The organism is Sporosarcina sp. FA9 (assembly GCF_051550205.1).
GTDB lineage: Bacteria > Bacillota > Bacilli > Bacillales_A > Planococcaceae > Sporosarcina.
Map to the genome: position 1 here is coordinate 302068 of NZ_CP188819.1, position 14110 is coordinate 316177.

General features: G+C 42.6%; 14 protein-coding genes. All 14 read left to right on the top strand.

What is annotated here, in order from left to right:
• Window position 1: 1 nt before the first annotated feature.
• On the top strand, window positions 2–1474 hold the full coding sequence (locus ACP8HH_RS01535; protein WP_438314898.1) for an adenosylcobinamide amidohydrolase: 1473 nt from the start codon (window positions 2–4) through the stop codon (window positions 1472–1474).
• Window positions 1474–2430: an adenosylcobinamide-phosphate synthase CbiB gene (gene cbiB / locus ACP8HH_RS01540; protein ID WP_438318958.1), complete on the top strand. Its 957-nt coding sequence runs from the start codon at window positions 1474–1476 to the stop codon at window positions 2428–2430. Before ACP8HH_RS01535 ends, cbiB begins: the two co-directional genes overlap by 1 nt.
• Window positions 2417–3496: a pyridoxal phosphate-dependent aminotransferase gene (locus ACP8HH_RS01545; protein ID WP_438314900.1), complete on the top strand. Its 1080-nt coding sequence runs from the start codon at window positions 2417–2419 to the stop codon at window positions 3494–3496. Before cbiB ends, ACP8HH_RS01545 begins: the two co-directional genes overlap by 14 nt.
• Window positions 3478–4032 carry a bifunctional adenosylcobinamide kinase/adenosylcobinamide-phosphate guanylyltransferase gene (locus ACP8HH_RS01550; protein ID WP_438314902.1) on the top strand — a complete coding sequence of 185 codons (555 nt, stop codon included), beginning with the start codon at window positions 3478–3480 and terminating at the stop codon, window positions 4030–4032. Before ACP8HH_RS01545 ends, ACP8HH_RS01550 begins: the two co-directional genes overlap by 19 nt.
• Window positions 4029–4793 carry an adenosylcobinamide-GDP ribazoletransferase gene (cobS, locus tag ACP8HH_RS01555; protein WP_438314905.1) on the top strand — a complete coding sequence of 255 codons (765 nt, stop codon included), beginning with the start codon at window positions 4029–4031 and terminating at the stop codon, window positions 4791–4793. Before ACP8HH_RS01550 ends, cobS begins: the two co-directional genes overlap by 4 nt.
• The gene (locus tag ACP8HH_RS01560) at window positions 4766–5356 is read left to right on the top strand and encodes a histidine phosphatase family protein (RefSeq protein WP_438314908.1); all 591 of its coding nucleotides are present in this window, start codon (window positions 4766–4768) and stop codon (window positions 5354–5356) included. The genes cobS and ACP8HH_RS01560 overlap by 28 nt, the downstream gene beginning before the upstream one ends.
• Window positions 5308–5703 (top strand): bifunctional adenosylcobinamide kinase/adenosylcobinamide-phosphate guanylyltransferase, encoded by a 396-nt coding sequence (locus ACP8HH_RS01565; protein ID WP_438314911.1) that lies wholly within the window; start codon window positions 5308–5310, stop codon window positions 5701–5703. The genes ACP8HH_RS01560 and ACP8HH_RS01565 overlap by 49 nt, the downstream gene beginning before the upstream one ends.
• Window positions 5700–6290: a cob(I)yrinic acid a,c-diamide adenosyltransferase gene (locus ACP8HH_RS01570; protein WP_438314913.1), complete on the top strand. Its 591-nt coding sequence runs from the start codon at window positions 5700–5702 to the stop codon at window positions 6288–6290. The genes ACP8HH_RS01565 and ACP8HH_RS01570 overlap by 4 nt, the downstream gene beginning before the upstream one ends.
• A 341-nt stretch (window positions 6291–6631) precedes the next feature.
• A complete protein-coding gene (locus tag ACP8HH_RS01575; protein ID WP_438314916.1) occupies window positions 6632–8782 on the top strand; it encodes a (Fe-S)-binding protein in 2151 nt (716 codons plus the stop codon).
• A 150-nt stretch (window positions 8783–8932) separates the two neighbouring features.
• Window positions 8933–10129 (top strand): acetyl-CoA C-acetyltransferase, encoded by a 1197-nt coding sequence (locus ACP8HH_RS01580; protein WP_438314919.1) that lies wholly within the window; start codon window positions 8933–8935, stop codon window positions 10127–10129.
• Complete coding sequence (locus ACP8HH_RS01585) at window positions 10129–10980, top strand: 3-hydroxybutyryl-CoA dehydrogenase (RefSeq protein ID WP_438314923.1); 852 nt, start codon at window positions 10129–10131, stop codon at window positions 10978–10980. The genes ACP8HH_RS01580 and ACP8HH_RS01585 overlap by 1 nt, the downstream gene beginning before the upstream one ends.
• Before the next feature lie 30 nt (window positions 10981–11010).
• Complete coding sequence (locus ACP8HH_RS01590) at window positions 11011–12147, top strand: acyl-CoA dehydrogenase (protein ID WP_438314926.1); 1137 nt, start codon at window positions 11011–11013, stop codon at window positions 12145–12147.
• 170 nt (window positions 12148–12317) lie between these two features.
• Window positions 12318–13457, top strand: coding sequence for an acyl-CoA dehydrogenase (locus tag ACP8HH_RS01595; protein WP_438314929.1), 1140 nt, complete (start codon window positions 12318–12320; stop codon window positions 13455–13457).
• A gap of 20 nt (window positions 13458–13477) precedes the next feature.
• On the top strand, window positions 13478–14098 hold the full coding sequence (locus ACP8HH_RS01600) for a TetR/AcrR family transcriptional regulator (protein ID WP_438318961.1): 621 nt from the start codon (window positions 13478–13480) through the stop codon (window positions 14096–14098).
• The last annotated feature ends 12 nt before the right edge of the window (window positions 14099–14110 follow it).

Here is a 14110-nt window from a genome sequence, read left to right on the forward strand (position 1 = left end):
TATGCTGCATGTCGAAAACATTTCGGGCGGTTACGGAAAAGTACCGATTGTAAAGTCCATAACGTTCTCTGTAAATAAAGGAGAAATGCTCGGCATCCTTGGCCCGAATGGCAGTGGGAAGTCCACTTTACTCAAAATCATATCTGGTATTCTTCCCGCACAGGAAGGAACCATTACAATTGATGGGAAATTGTCTACGAAGTACTCTCAAAAAGAATTTGCGAGGAAAGTAGCAGTTTTGCCTCAACTACATGCACATGCATTTTCGCATACGGTCACCGATACGGTTGCTCTTGGAAGGTATCCGCACCAAAGCGGGATTTTTTCATCTTGGTCGGATGAAGATCAGCGTGCTGTTCAAGAAGCGATGCATAATACGTCCATAACTCGTTATGAGAAAACACCGATTGAACTTCTATCCGGTGGTGAACAGCAACGCGTTTTTGTGGCGCAAGCTTTGGCTCAAGAAGCTCCTATTTTATTGTTAGATGAACCAACAAACCATTTAGATATTGCCCATCAGCAACAGCTTCTTGATACGATTCGGCAACAAGCAATTGAAAAAGAATTGACTGTCGTTTCCGTTTTCCATGACATTAACTTAGCTTCCGTATATTGCGATCGTCTTTTATTATTGGATAACGGTCGAATCTCCATTATTGGTACACCTCAAGACGTAGTAAAAGAAGAAGCCATCCTAAACGTTTACAATGCACGTGTGAAAACGCAGCCTCATCCTGAATTACCTAAGCCACAAATTACACTTCTATCCGATGCAAAAGATAAAATCGAACCGTTTATTGTTACAAAGAATGATTTTATCATCACATCTGAGTATGTTTCTCTTCAAACAAAGCACCCGCTGAAAACACTGTCTTCTGCAGTTCATAATGCGGGAATGGGCTGGTATAAAGCGTTTGTCAATCGACATGTTGATGTAGATTATGCAGTCGATGATGTGAAACTAGAAATGGCGAATTATCTGGAAATGAAAAACTTTCACACGTCGGATACGGTTGGAATGATGACTGCAGTTATGACGGAACACGCAGAAGTTGAGGAATATACAGGTGACTTTGGCTCCGTTTTAATCGCAGTGACCGCGGGTATTGGAAATGCCGTGGACGTATCACAAGCGCTTACGCGTGATGAAAAGCCGAAAGTCGGAACCATCAATACATGGGTCATTATTAACGGAGAACTTCCCGATGAGGCCTTTATCCAAGCGATGATTACGGCGACAGAAGCAAAAGCGAAAGCGCTTCAAACCGAACAAGTACTAGATCCGCTTACAAATACAATCGCGACTGGGACATCAACGGATAGTTTGCTTATTGCAGCAACGCAAGACGGTCAATACTTGCCGTATGCAGGTCCGATTACAGATCTTGGAAAACAAATCGGGCATGGTGTTTACGACTGCACAGTTCGCGCGATTCGGGCCTATAAAATCGCGAAAGGATGGACGGTATGATTCCAGCACATTTTATCGCCATTGCACTTGGGTTTTTACTGGACCGGATCATTGGTGACCCGCCGAATTGGCCGCATCCAATACGCTTCCTTGGGACTTTCATTTCAAAAGGAACGACCGTGTTGAATAAAGGGCGATTTCGTATCGCAAAAGGCGCGTTCTTATTAGTCCTCACAACAGGGATGGTTTTCGTGCTTGTGTTTGCAATTGTTGGACTCGCCTACAAGTTCCATCCGGTTGTTGGAATTGCTGTCGAAGCGGTTTTAATTGCCATCGGACTCGCACAAAAAAGTTTGCGTGATGCGGCACTTGAAGTGTATCGACCGCTTGAAACTGGAAATTTACCGGAAGCACGTGAGAAATTATCATGGATTGTCGGTCGTGATACCAATGATCTAAATGAAAGTGCAGTGGCGCGGGGGGCTGTTGAAACGGTTTCTGAGAACACATCTGACGGCGTCACAGCGCCACTCTTCTGGGCATTTCTTTTAGGAGCTCCTGGATTATGGCTTTACAAAACAGTGAACACGCTCGACTCGATGATTGGTTATCGTTACGAACGATTTGAGAAATTCGGGAAGTTTTCTGCAAGAATGGACGATGTACTGAACTTCATTCCAGCACGAATAACGGGTTTGTTGATTTTAATGTACACTCCGAATGAAGGTCAAATGCCTTTCATGAAACGATTTGCGCGTTGGAGTCGGGATGCAAGACGTCATCCAAGTCCGAACAGCGGATTTTTGGAAGCAGCAACCGCTTGGCAACTTGGAATCACTTTAGGTGGGAAAAGTACGTATCGCGGTGTTGTTTCCAATAAGCCTGAATTCGGCCCGAAAAATGCACCGCTAACAGCGAAACACATCAAATCCTCGATTACCGAAATGCATACAGTGTCGTTTGTGTTTTGGTTCATAATGACTTTAATTGGAGTGTTGTTTTATGGCTTTGCCTGAACACGGTGCAAATCCGCATACTGTATATGAGAAATTAAATATGAAACAACCTATCGAAGTGATGGACTTTAGCGAGAACGTTAATCCTGCGGGACCCCCGAAGGAAGTTGCAAAACAGTGGATGCAATTGATGGAGAAATTATCGGTCTATCCGGATCCAGAAGGAGAACCGTTTTTATCGGCAGTGGGTAAATTCCATTCGATTGAAACCGATTGTTTATTTGCGGGAAACGGGGCTGCGGAACTGCTGACATTTATTGCGGAAAGGTATCGTGGGAAGCGTGCGATTGTTGTTCATCCTACGTTTTCAGAATACGAAGCCACTCTTTTAGCGAAAAATGTGGAAGTCATTCGTGTTTTATCTGAAGAAAAGATCGGCTTTCAATTACCTATTAAACAGATTATGGAAAAAATGCGTACGTCAGATGTGCTTTACTTGTGCACGCCGAATAATCCGACAGGAATGATGCCGGATGAAGAGGATTTACTGAAAATTATTCAGTACGGCGTTGAAGTGAATTGTGAAATTGTGCTGGATGAAGCATTTATTGATTTTGTGGATGAGACACTTTCTTTTATTCCGAAATTAATGGAATATCCCCATGTTATTGTTGTTCGGTCGATGACGAAAATGTATTCCGTACCCGGGATTCGTCTTGGATATGTCGCAGCAAACAAAGCGGTGATATCGGAAATGAAAACGCTCGCTCCGCATTGGAATGTCAACGGAATTGCGGCTCATATTGGGGCAATCTGTTTGCAGGAAGAAGAGTTTCGACGACAGGCAATTGAACACAGCAATCGGGAACGTGAAAAGTTGAACAGCTTTCTCCTTGAAAATGGTTGCCGGGTTACCCCGTCCGTCGCAAACTTTCTGTCGTTTACAGTAGGGGCACATCGGGATTCGAAGAAATTGTACGTAGATTTACTTCGTAAAGGAATTGTTCTTCGGCACTCTGAAAACTTTCGTGGTATGGACGGCCGTTGGTTCCGAATTGGTATGAAAAGTGAGACTGAAATGACGGTGTTGAAAGAGGTGTTGACGGAGTGGTTCAAGGAAAACTGACGTTCATAAGCGGTGGTGCGCGAAGTGGGAAAAGTACATATGCTGAAAAAATACTTGTTCAGGAAGCGGAGCAAACCTACGGGCGGCTCGTTTACATTGCATCGGGTTCTAAAACGGACTCTGAAATGATGGAACGCATTGAAAAACATCGTCTCGATCGATCGATATTCAATTGGAAAACGATTGAACAACCTGTAAACTTAGAAGAAATCCTTCCTCAAATTCGTCTGGGAGATTTGGTTTTATGGGACTGCGTAACGACGTGGCTCGCAAGTGAATTGTATTTGGAGGCTGAATCTATGGAACGGACTGAAGTTCAGCTTTTTGAAACGATTGAAGAGGTACGAAACAGAGCAAGTCATTTCGTAATTGTGTCAAATGAAGTGCTGGATGAACCGCCGTCTCTTTATTCGGAAGTTCGAACGTATAGTGAAACGCTTGGCCGAATTCATACAGAGCTTGTCAAAATCTCAACTACGGCAATCGAAATGGACTACGGACTCGCGACATTTTGGAAAGGGGAGAGCGGTTTATGAACGGTATTCTACTGGCACTCCAATTTTTCACGGTACTTCCGATTAAGAAGGAATTGCCCCTTGGCCGAAAAGAAGTAACTTCAATGTATGTTGCACTTCCTTTCGTCGGAGCGGCAATTGGTTCCATCGTATTTCTTCTGTCGGTCTTTCTGCTGAGTTCGTTAAATCTAGGCACGTTGCTTGTTGCGGTAGTTTTAGTTGTTACAGGAATTGTTCTAACAGGTGGTTTGCATGTCGACGGATTTGCGGATACGGGCGATGCCTTTTTTTCATACCGAGATCGTTTGAAGCGGCTTGAAATTTTAGAGGATCCACGAATTGGAGCATTTGGCACAATGTCGATCTTGATGTTGGTCCTTGTGAAAATCGCTTTGCTGAATGAACTTCTGATGCAAGGAGCAGGCAGTAGTGTGCTGTTCATCGCGATTCCTTTTCTGGCAAGGGTAACTATGAATCTGTATTTCACAACTTCGCATTTAGCGAAAGACACTGGTATCGCACACTTCTTTAAAGAGAAAATCGCGAATAAATGGGTGAATGGAATATCGTTGCTCGGTGGAATTCTTATGTTGATTGCAATGGGAGTTGTGTTGAAAAGTGTACTGATTCCAACTGTGTTTTTTGTTGTCCTCGCACTTTCTTTAGTATTGTATAAAAGATGGTCTGTTAAGCATTTTGGAGGCGTGACGGGTGATTTGGCCGGAGCATTTATCGAAGGATTGGAGACGGTTTTATGGATAACAGTTATTGTATTCATCTAATTCGTCATTTACCTACTGCGGGCAATAAAAAGCGGCAGTACATTGGTTGGACAGATGAACCGATTTTGGAACCGGATTGTGATTTTAAAAGTACACTAAACGTTTCGAAACTGTACGGAAGTGACCTCTTGCGTGCCAAGCAGACAGCAGAAGTTTATTTTTCAAACATTTTTTATAATGAAGATTGTGCTTGGCGAGAATGTTATTTTGGAGAATTTGAAGGAAAAACATATGCGCATCTTGAAAGTGATTTAGATTACAGGAATTGGATTGACGACCCTTATGGCAAAGCTCCTAGAGGTGGAGAAAGTTTGTTGGAAGTAGAAGCCCGAATTGTCCCGGCACTTATGAAGGTACCGGACCAATCTGTTGTTGTTACGCACGGTGGTCCGATACGCATACTATTGACGCTTTTTTCATTCGATGAAAAGGAATTTTGGTCTTGGGAAATCCCTCATGGATCTTGTTTCCGACTTGAATGGGAAAGTGAAAAGGCGTTTCAGGAGGGAAAGAAATGCACATCTATATTGGCGGTGCCCATAACGGCAAACGAGCGTATGTAAGAAAAGTACTTGAAAATGAACGTGTTCGGTGGTTTGAAGGGGAATTGCCGGATGAGATGAATTCGGATCAGTGTACTGTTGTAGCAGGTCTTGAAAACTGGCTTCTTCGCATAGATTTACCCGAACAAGAAGCAATCGACTTAATAGTGGACAGTGTAAAAGGTGAAAATACATTCATCATCTTAACGGATATGAACCGCGGCATTGTTCCTATGGATAAAGCGCAAAGAAACCTACGAGATGTATGCGGACGCTTGTATCAAAGACTAATTTTGGAAGCGGAAGAAGTTACACGCATTTGGTATGGCATTGCACAAAACTTGAAGAAAAGGGGAGATTTAGTATGAAAATATATACAAAAACAGGGGATAAAGGGCAAACAAGTTTAATAGGCGGTCGCGTGGACAAAGACGATTTACGCGTAGAAGCTTACGGCACGTTGGATGAATTGAATTCATTCGTTGGAAAAGCAATGACGGAACTGGATACGGTCGTTTTTGCGGATATGCTGGTAGATCTTGAAGCCATTCAAAATGAATTGTTCGATGCTGGAACAGATCTTGCGAATGTAATGAAGGAACGTCATTATAAATTATCGGATGAACCGGTTGAAGTATTGGAACAAAGAATCGACGCATTAATGGAAGAAGCACCACCGCTTGAGAAGTTTATATTACCTGGAGGATCACCTGCCGCCGCTACGCTTCATATTGCACGCACTGTAACGAGACGTGTTGAACGTCAAACGGTTACTTTGATGAAAGCGAGTGAAGATGTATCGCCAATTGTAGCTCGTTATTTGAACCGTTTGTCGGATTATTTTTTCGTTGCGGCACGAATCGTAAATGCTCGTTTAAACATCGCGGATAACGAATACGTTCGCAGTGCAAAAGTATTTAGAACAGAAAAAAGCGAGAAAAAATCAGACTCTTAATTAATATCTCACATTCTTAAAACGAATGTGGGGATACATAGAAAACGCTGTTATTTCATTTATTTGTGGATTTTTTAAAAGTTCATAAACTATTTAATTAGAGATTTTCATACTTGTAAATAAATATAGACATTTCTCCATAACTTTCTTAATGCTCACAAAAGCCTTTGTTATCAGATAAATGGAGTGAAATAACGAATCAAATCATGCTGTATCACGAATTACGGGTGTTGACTGAACGCTCATTCATAACTTATAATTGGAAATATACTATCGACATATTGTGAAGTATCTACTACACTAGTCTATAGCATTTAACATCTTGGAAGGGGAGAAGGTTAGTGGGACCACTACTTATCGCGAATTGGGTACTATTTCTTGCGGTTGTCGCATACGCGCTCGCATTATTTACACATTTGATTAAGACAAGAATCCAATTCATTAAACTTGGGAAGAAAGTAGAATTTGATCATAATATTGCGGAACGACTTCGTAATATTTGGATATATGTATTCGGTCAAAAGAAACTATTGAAAGACAAGAAAAGTGGAACGATTCATGTTATGTTCTTTTACGGATTTTTAATGGTTCAATTTGGGGCTATCGACCTCGTTTGGAAAGGGTTAAAACCGGGATCGCATCTGGCGTTAGGTCCAGTTTATGGATTTTTCACTTTTTTCCAGGAAATTGTAGTATTGACGATACTTGTCGCAGTAGTTTGGGCGTTTCACCGTCGTTACGTTGAAAAACTCGTTCGCTTGAAACGAGGATGGAAATCAGGACTTGTTCTCATTTTCATCGGGGGCTTAATGCTTTCAACACTTGTAGCAAATGGTATGAATATGATTTGGCACGGTCATGCAGCAACATGGACTGAACCGGTTGCCTCTTCTATTGCCTTCATCTTTAGCTTTATGCCAACAACTGCAGCAGCGGTTATCTTTTTCATTGGCTGGTGGATTCACCTATTGATACTACTAACGTTCTTAGTTTACGTACCACAATCGAAGCATGCTCACTTAATTGCAGGACCGGTAAACACATACTTTCACCGTCTTGATAATGCTGGAAGGCTTATTCCAATCGATTTTGAAGCGATGGAAAATGCTGAAAGTGAAGAGGACATGCCGGCTCTTGGAGTAGGTAAAATTACGGACTTTACACAACTGCAAATGATTGATTTTTACGCGTGTGTTGAATGTGGACGCTGTACGAATATGTGTCCTGCCACTGGAACAGGAAAAATGTTGTCTCCAATGGATCTAATCACAAAACTACGTGATAACTTAACAAATACAGGTGCACTTGTTACAAAGCAAAAGCCATGGGTTCCATCATTAGCGTTTAACAATTCGCAAGGGAATCAAATTGCATTTGCAGCTGGACTTGAAGGCGCATCAATGGATGATATATACAACCCGTCATTAATCGGTGATATTATTACTGAAGAAGAGATTTGGGCTTGTACAACATGTCGTAACTGTGAAGATCAGTGTCCAGTTATGAACGAACATGTCGATAAAATTATCGATCTACGTCGTCACCTTGTTATGGTTGAAGGAAAAGTAAACCCGGATGCACAGCGTGCGATGACAAACATCGAGCGTCAAGGTAATCCATGGGGCTTGAACCGGAAAGAAAAGGAAAAATGGAGAGAAGCGCGTCCAGACCTTTACATTCCAACAGTGAAAGAAATGAAAAAAGAAGGTAAAGAATTCGAATACCTATTATGGGTTGGTTCAATGGGTTCATTCGACAGCAGATCTCAGAAGATTGTAGAATCCTTTGTACATCTTATGAATAAGGCTGATATCAGCTTTGCTATTCTTGGAAATAAAGAAAAGAACTCTGGAGATACACCGCGCCGTTTAGGAAATGAATTCTTATTCCAAGAACTGGCTACGTCGAATATCGATGAGTTCGAAAAAGCGGGCATTACGAAGATTGTTACAATCGATCCGCACGCATACAATATCTTTAAAAATGAATACCCGGACTTTGGATTTAAGGCAGAGGTAGTTCATCATACCGAAATGCTTTATGACTTAGTTTCAAAAGGAATTCTGAAGCCAGAACATGAAATTAACGAAACCATTACGTTCCATGACTCTTGTTATTTAGGGCGTTATAATGACGTCTACGATCCACCACGTGAAATTCTTAGAGCCATTCCAGGTGTACAACTTGTTGAAATGGAACGAAGCCGCGAAGATGGAATGTGCTGTGGAGCTGGTGGCGGAATGATGTGGATGGAAGAAGATGTGGGTCAGCGCGTGAACGTTGCACGAACTGAACAAGCACTTGAAGTGAGCCCGGGAATTATTTCTTCCGGTTGCCCGTACTGTCTGACGATGTTGTCGGATGGAACGAAAGCGAAAGAAGTAGAAAATTCCGTTGGCACATATGATATCGCAGAACTTCTTGAACGCTCAATTTTCGGAAGTGACTGGAAACCTGAGTTGGTAGATGAAGTGGAATCGATTTTGCAATAACAGATGAAACTCGATATAATAGAATTAACTTGATAGAAAGGAAGTGTCCGCACTTCCTTTTTTCTTTGTAATAGAACCGAGCGAGCGTTCAGTCAATCGGTTCAACGAAAACATGAAAGCGTTATCAAACTTAAACTGGGGGCGATGGAAATGGTTCGAACGGTTATTCTAGGGGGAGCACGTACACCATTTGGGAAACTCGGAGGCTCACTTCAAACACTTTCCGCAAGCGATCTTGGCGGAATTGCAATACGTGAGGCACTTAACCGAACAGACGTTAAAGAAAACGAAATTGATGAAGTGATCATCGGTACGGTTCTTCAGGCGGGGCAAGGTCAAATTCCATCCAGGCAAGCAGCAACAAAAGCGGGGATCCCGTGGAGCGTTAAAACTGAAACGATTAATAAAGTATGCGCATCTGGAATGAGAAGCGTTACACTTGGCGACCAACTCATCCGTCTCGGGGACGAAGAAGTAATCGTTGCGGGTGGAATGGAGTCGATGTCAAGCGCGCCTTATTACTTACCAAAAGGCCGATTCGGACTGAGGATGGGCGACGCACAATTGATTGACGGAATGATTTACGACGGTCTTACATGCTCATTTTCACCGGACAATGTCCATATGGGAACATACGGAAATTCGACGGCTGAAGAGTTTTTATTAACAAGAGAAGCACAAGATGCATGGTCACTTCGCAGTCATGAACGTGCACTACTGGCAATCAATGGCGGACTCTTTCAAGAAGAAATTGTTCCAGTTGAAATTAAGCAGCGGAAAGGCGAACCGTTAATCGTCGATACTGACGAAGCACCTCGCGCAGATACCTCCTTTGAAACACTTTCGAAATTGCGACCTGCCTTTGGAAAAGACGGTACGATTACAGCGGGCAATGCACCTGGAGTAAATGACGGGGCATGCGCACTTGTTCTTATGAGCGAATCACGTGCGAAAAGTGAGGGGAAAACACCTCTCGCGACGATTATTGGTCATGCAGAAGTGGCGGTAGAACCTAAAAACTTCCCTCAAACACCTGGAATCGTAATTAATGAATTATTGAAAAAGACGGGTAAAAAACTTGAAGAAATTGACCTCTTTGAAATAAACGAAGCATTTGCTGCTGTTGCCTTGGCGAGTTCGCAAATCGCAGGACTCGATCCTGAAAAAGTGAATGTCAACGGAGGTGCAGTCGCACTTGGACATCCAATTGGAGCCAGTGGTGCACGCATTATCTTGACACTTGCCTACGAACTAACGCGCCGCGGCGGCGGAATCGGTATCGCATCAATTTGCTCGGGTGGCGGTCAAGGCGACGCAATTATGATTGAAGTGGAGGGGCGCAAGTAATGGAAATTAAAAAAGTAATGGTCATCGGTGCAGGACAAATGGGTTCAGGAATCGCTCAAGTATGCGCTCAGGCAGGCTATGCGGTTTATTTAAACGATATTAAAGAAGAATCCTTCGCAAAAGGGCTTGCGGGAATCACGAAAAACTTGTCTAGAAATGTTGAAAAAGAACGTATGACAGAAGATGAAAAAAATACAACACTTGCACGGATTCGTAAGTCGTTAGATCTTCAAGATGCGGAAAATGTGGATTTAATAATAGAAGCAGCTGTTGAAAACATGGATATTAAAAAGTCGATATTTAAGAAACTAGATGCAATAGCACCTACACATACGATTCTTGCTACGAACACTTCATCTTTGTCAATAACAGAAATCGCCGCGGTTACAAGTCGCCCGGAGAAAGTAATCGGCATGCATTTTATGAATCCGGTACCTGTTATGAAACTCGTAGAAATTATTCGAGGACTTGCGACAACGGATGAAGTATATAATGCAGTCGAAGATTTAACGAGGGATCTATCGAAAGTGCCGGTGGAAGTAAACGACTTTCCTGGTTTCGTTGCAAACCGCGTACTAATGCCGATGATAAACGAAGCGATTTACACACTTTATGAAGGCGTAGCTACAAAAGAAGCGATTGATGACGTTATGAAACTGGGTATGAATCACCCAATGGGCCCACTACAACTAGCGGATTTCATCGGACTCGATACATGTCTTTATATTATGGAAACATTACATGAAGGATTCGGGGACTCAAAATACAGACCGTGTCCACTGCTGAGAAAGTATGTAAAAGCAGGCTGGTACGGCAAGAAATCAGGACGCGGATTTTATAGTTATGAATAAAAGGTTAATGACCTTTAAGGAGAAGCGCATATGAATTTAGAATACACCGAAGAACAACAGATGATGCGTGATATGGTCCGTAACTTTGCGAAGAAGGAAATTGAACCTTTTATTCCGAATATGGAGGCCGGCGAGTTTCCTAGAGATATTTTGAAGAAAATGGGCGAAATTGGTTTGATGGGGATTACCGTTCCGCAAAGATACGGCGGTTCAAATATGGATTTCATCTCTTATATTACCGCAATTCATGAGCTGTCCAAAGTGAGTGCAGTCGTCGGAGTTATCTTATCCGTCCACACTTCTGTAGGTACAAATCCAATCATGTATTTTGGAAATGAGAAACAGAAAAATCATTATTTACCCAAAATGGCGAGTGGTGAATACTTAGGTGCATTTTGTTTAACCGAATCTTCTTCAGGTTCCGATGCGGGTTCATTAAAAACACGTGCGGTGAAGTCCGGTGATGAATATGTTCTGAACGGTTCGAAAATGTTTATTACAAATGGTGGGGAAGCAGATGTATATATTGTCTTTGCATCGACGGATCCTTCTAAAAAAACGTACGGCATTTCGGCTTTTATTGTCGATAAAAACACACCGGGTCTTATTATCGGAAAAGATGAACGGAAAATGGGTCTGCATGGTTCACGTACCGTAGAGCTTATTTTTGACAACATGAAAGTCCCTGCGAAAAATCTTCTTGGTGAAGAAGGTGGAGGGTTCAAAATCGCGATGGCAAACTTAGACGTTGGACGAATCGGCATCGCGGCACAAGCGCTCGGTATTGCAGAAGCATCGCTTGAAGCGGCAACCGCTTACGCAAAACAACGTGTCCAATTCGGAAAACCGATTTCAGAGCAACAAGGAATTGGATTTAAACTCGCCGATATGGCGACGGCGGTGGAAGCTTCAAGACTACTTGTTTACCGCGCCGCACAGCTTCGCTCAGAAGGGTTGCCGTGTGGAAAAGAAGCATCCATGGCAAAACTATTCGCCTCAAAAGCAGCTGTCGATGGATCCATCGAAGCAGTTCAAGTGTTTGGAGGATACGGTTATACAGAAGATTATCCCGTAGAACGCTATTTCCGCGATGCAAAAGTAACGGAAATCTACGAAGGCACAAGCGAAATCCAGCGAATCGTCATATCGAAGAGCTTATTGAAGTAGTAGAAAGGTCATGACTTGCAAGCAAAGTGTTGGTGAGTGCAACCAAACAGCGTTGGAGTGCAAGCAAAGTACTTGTTAGTGCAACCAAAAACTGGCGAGTGCAACCAAACAGCGATCGGGTGCAAGCAAACCAACTATCACTAATAAAAAACAATAAGGTGGGAAAACAATTGAATTTTAAACTATCAGAAGAACATGAAATGATTCGGAAAATGGTACGTGATTTTGCAATGAAGGAAGTTGCGCCGTCTGCAGCAGAACGTGATGAAGAAGAACGTTTTGATATGGATTTATTCAAAAAAATGGCGGACCTCGGTTTAACGGGTATTCCTTGGCCAGAAGAATACGGTGGTATCGGAAGTGACTTCCTTGCGTATGTTATTGCTGTTGAGGAGCTTTCACGTGTGTGTGCATCAATGGGAGTAACGCTTTCGGCTCATACATCTCTTGCAGGGTGGCCGGTTTATAAATATGGAACAGAAGAGCAAAAGCAGAAATACCTTCGTCCAATGGCGGAAGGAACGAAAATCGGTGCTTACGGATTAACGGAACCTTCTTCCGGTTCAGACGCTGGAGCAATGAGAACAACTGCGAAACTCGATGGAGGCGACTATGTCCTTAATGGTTCGAAAATCTTTATTACAAATGGTGGAATTGCAGACATTTACATCGTTTTTGCAGTGACCAATTCAGAAGGCAAGCGTCCTGAAACGAGTGCATTTATTGTCGAAAAAGACTTCCCAGGTTTCTCTGTTGGGAAAAAAGAACGCAAACTTGGAATTCGTTCATCACCGACAACTGAAATAATGTTCGATAATTGCCGTGTACCAAAAGAGAACTTACTTGGAAATATCGGCGACGGCTTTGTCATTGCAATGAAAACACTAGACGGCGGACGTAACGGAATCGCGGCACAAGCTGTGGGAATCGCACAAGGTGCACTTGATGCTTCTGTGGTCTATGCAAAAGGGCGCGAACAGTTCGGCAAACCAATCGCTGACAACCAAGGAATCGGTTTCAAACTAGCAGATATGGCAACATCTATTGAAGCTTCACGCCTTCTTACGTACCAAGCAGCTTGGCTCGAGTCGAACGGACACCCTTACGGTAAAGAATCTGCGATGGCCAAACTAATGGCTGGAGACACAGCAATGAAGGTTACAACAGATGCTGTTCAAGTATTTGGTGGGTACGGATATACAAAAGATTATCCGGTTGAACGCTATATGCGCGACGCAAAAATCACTCAAATTTATGAAGGAACGCAAGAAATTCAACGTCTTGTGATTTCACGCATGCTTACAAAATGAGTAGAGGTGCAGAAGTGACTATGAAACGTGAAGTGAAATCATCCGTAAAAGATGAAGGTTTAATTGAAATACGTCGCAACCAAATGATTCAAGGTTCGGTGAAACTGTTTAAAGAAAAAGGGTTTCACCGAACTACAACACGTGAAATTGCGAAAGAAGCCGGTTTTAGCATTGGTACACTTTACGAATACATTCGAACGAAAGAAGATGTGCTGTTCCTCGTTTGCGACAGTATTTATGATGAAGTGAACAATCGTCTCTCCGCGCTTTCCTTGACGGACGGAACGCTAAATGGTCTAAAATTAGCAATCCGTCAATACTTTAGTTTAATCGATGATATGTCGGACGAGTTTCTCGTGATGTATCAAGAATCGAAGTCATTGCCAAAAGATGCGTTGCAATATGTGCTGAAAAAAGAAATGCTTATGGTTGCTCTGTTTGAGAATCTTCTGGAATTGTGCGTCAAGTCGGAAGAACTGCGTCTCGAAAAGAAGAATATTAATTTAGCAGCACACCATATCGTTGTCCAAGGTCAAATGTGGGCATTTCGCAGATGGGCACTTAGTGCAAATTATTCAATTGAAGAATACATTCAAGTTCAAACAGATCAGCTTATAAATGGAATGGTGAAAGTTCATTAATTACTAAAGGGG

Excerpts from the sequence above, each read along its gene's own strand:
- cobS (WP_438314905.1), top strand. The coding sequence starts at position 4,029 with ATGAACGGTATTCTACTGGCACTCCAATTTTTCACGGTACTTCCGATT.
- ACP8HH_RS01585 (WP_438314923.1), top strand. The coding sequence starts at position 10,129 with ATGGAAATTAAAAAAGTAATGGTCATCGGTGCAGGACAAATGGGTTCA.
- ACP8HH_RS01570 (WP_438314913.1), top strand. The coding sequence starts at position 5,700 with ATGAAAATATATACAAAAACAGGGGATAAAGGGCAAACAAGTTTAATA.
- ACP8HH_RS01600 (WP_438318961.1), top strand. The coding sequence starts at position 13,478 with ATGAAACGTGAAGTGAAATCATCCGTAAAAGATGAAGGTTTAATTGAA.
- ACP8HH_RS01545 (WP_438314900.1), top strand. The coding sequence starts at position 2,417 with ATGGCTTTGCCTGAACACGGTGCAAATCCGCATACTGTATATGAGAAA.
- ACP8HH_RS01560 (WP_438314908.1), top strand. The coding sequence starts at position 4,766 with ATGGATAACAGTTATTGTATTCATCTAATTCGTCATTTACCTACTGCG.
- ACP8HH_RS01590 (WP_438314926.1), top strand. The coding sequence starts at position 11,011 with ATGAATTTAGAATACACCGAAGAACAACAGATGATGCGTGATATGGTC.
- ACP8HH_RS01580 (WP_438314919.1), top strand. The coding sequence starts at position 8,933 with ATGGTTCGAACGGTTATTCTAGGGGGAGCACGTACACCATTTGGGAAA.
- ACP8HH_RS01565 (WP_438314911.1), top strand. The coding sequence starts at position 5,308 with ATGCACATCTATATTGGCGGTGCCCATAACGGCAAACGAGCGTATGTA.
- ACP8HH_RS01535 (WP_438314898.1), top strand. The coding sequence starts at position 2 with ATGCTGCATGTCGAAAACATTTCGGGCGGTTACGGAAAAGTACCGATT.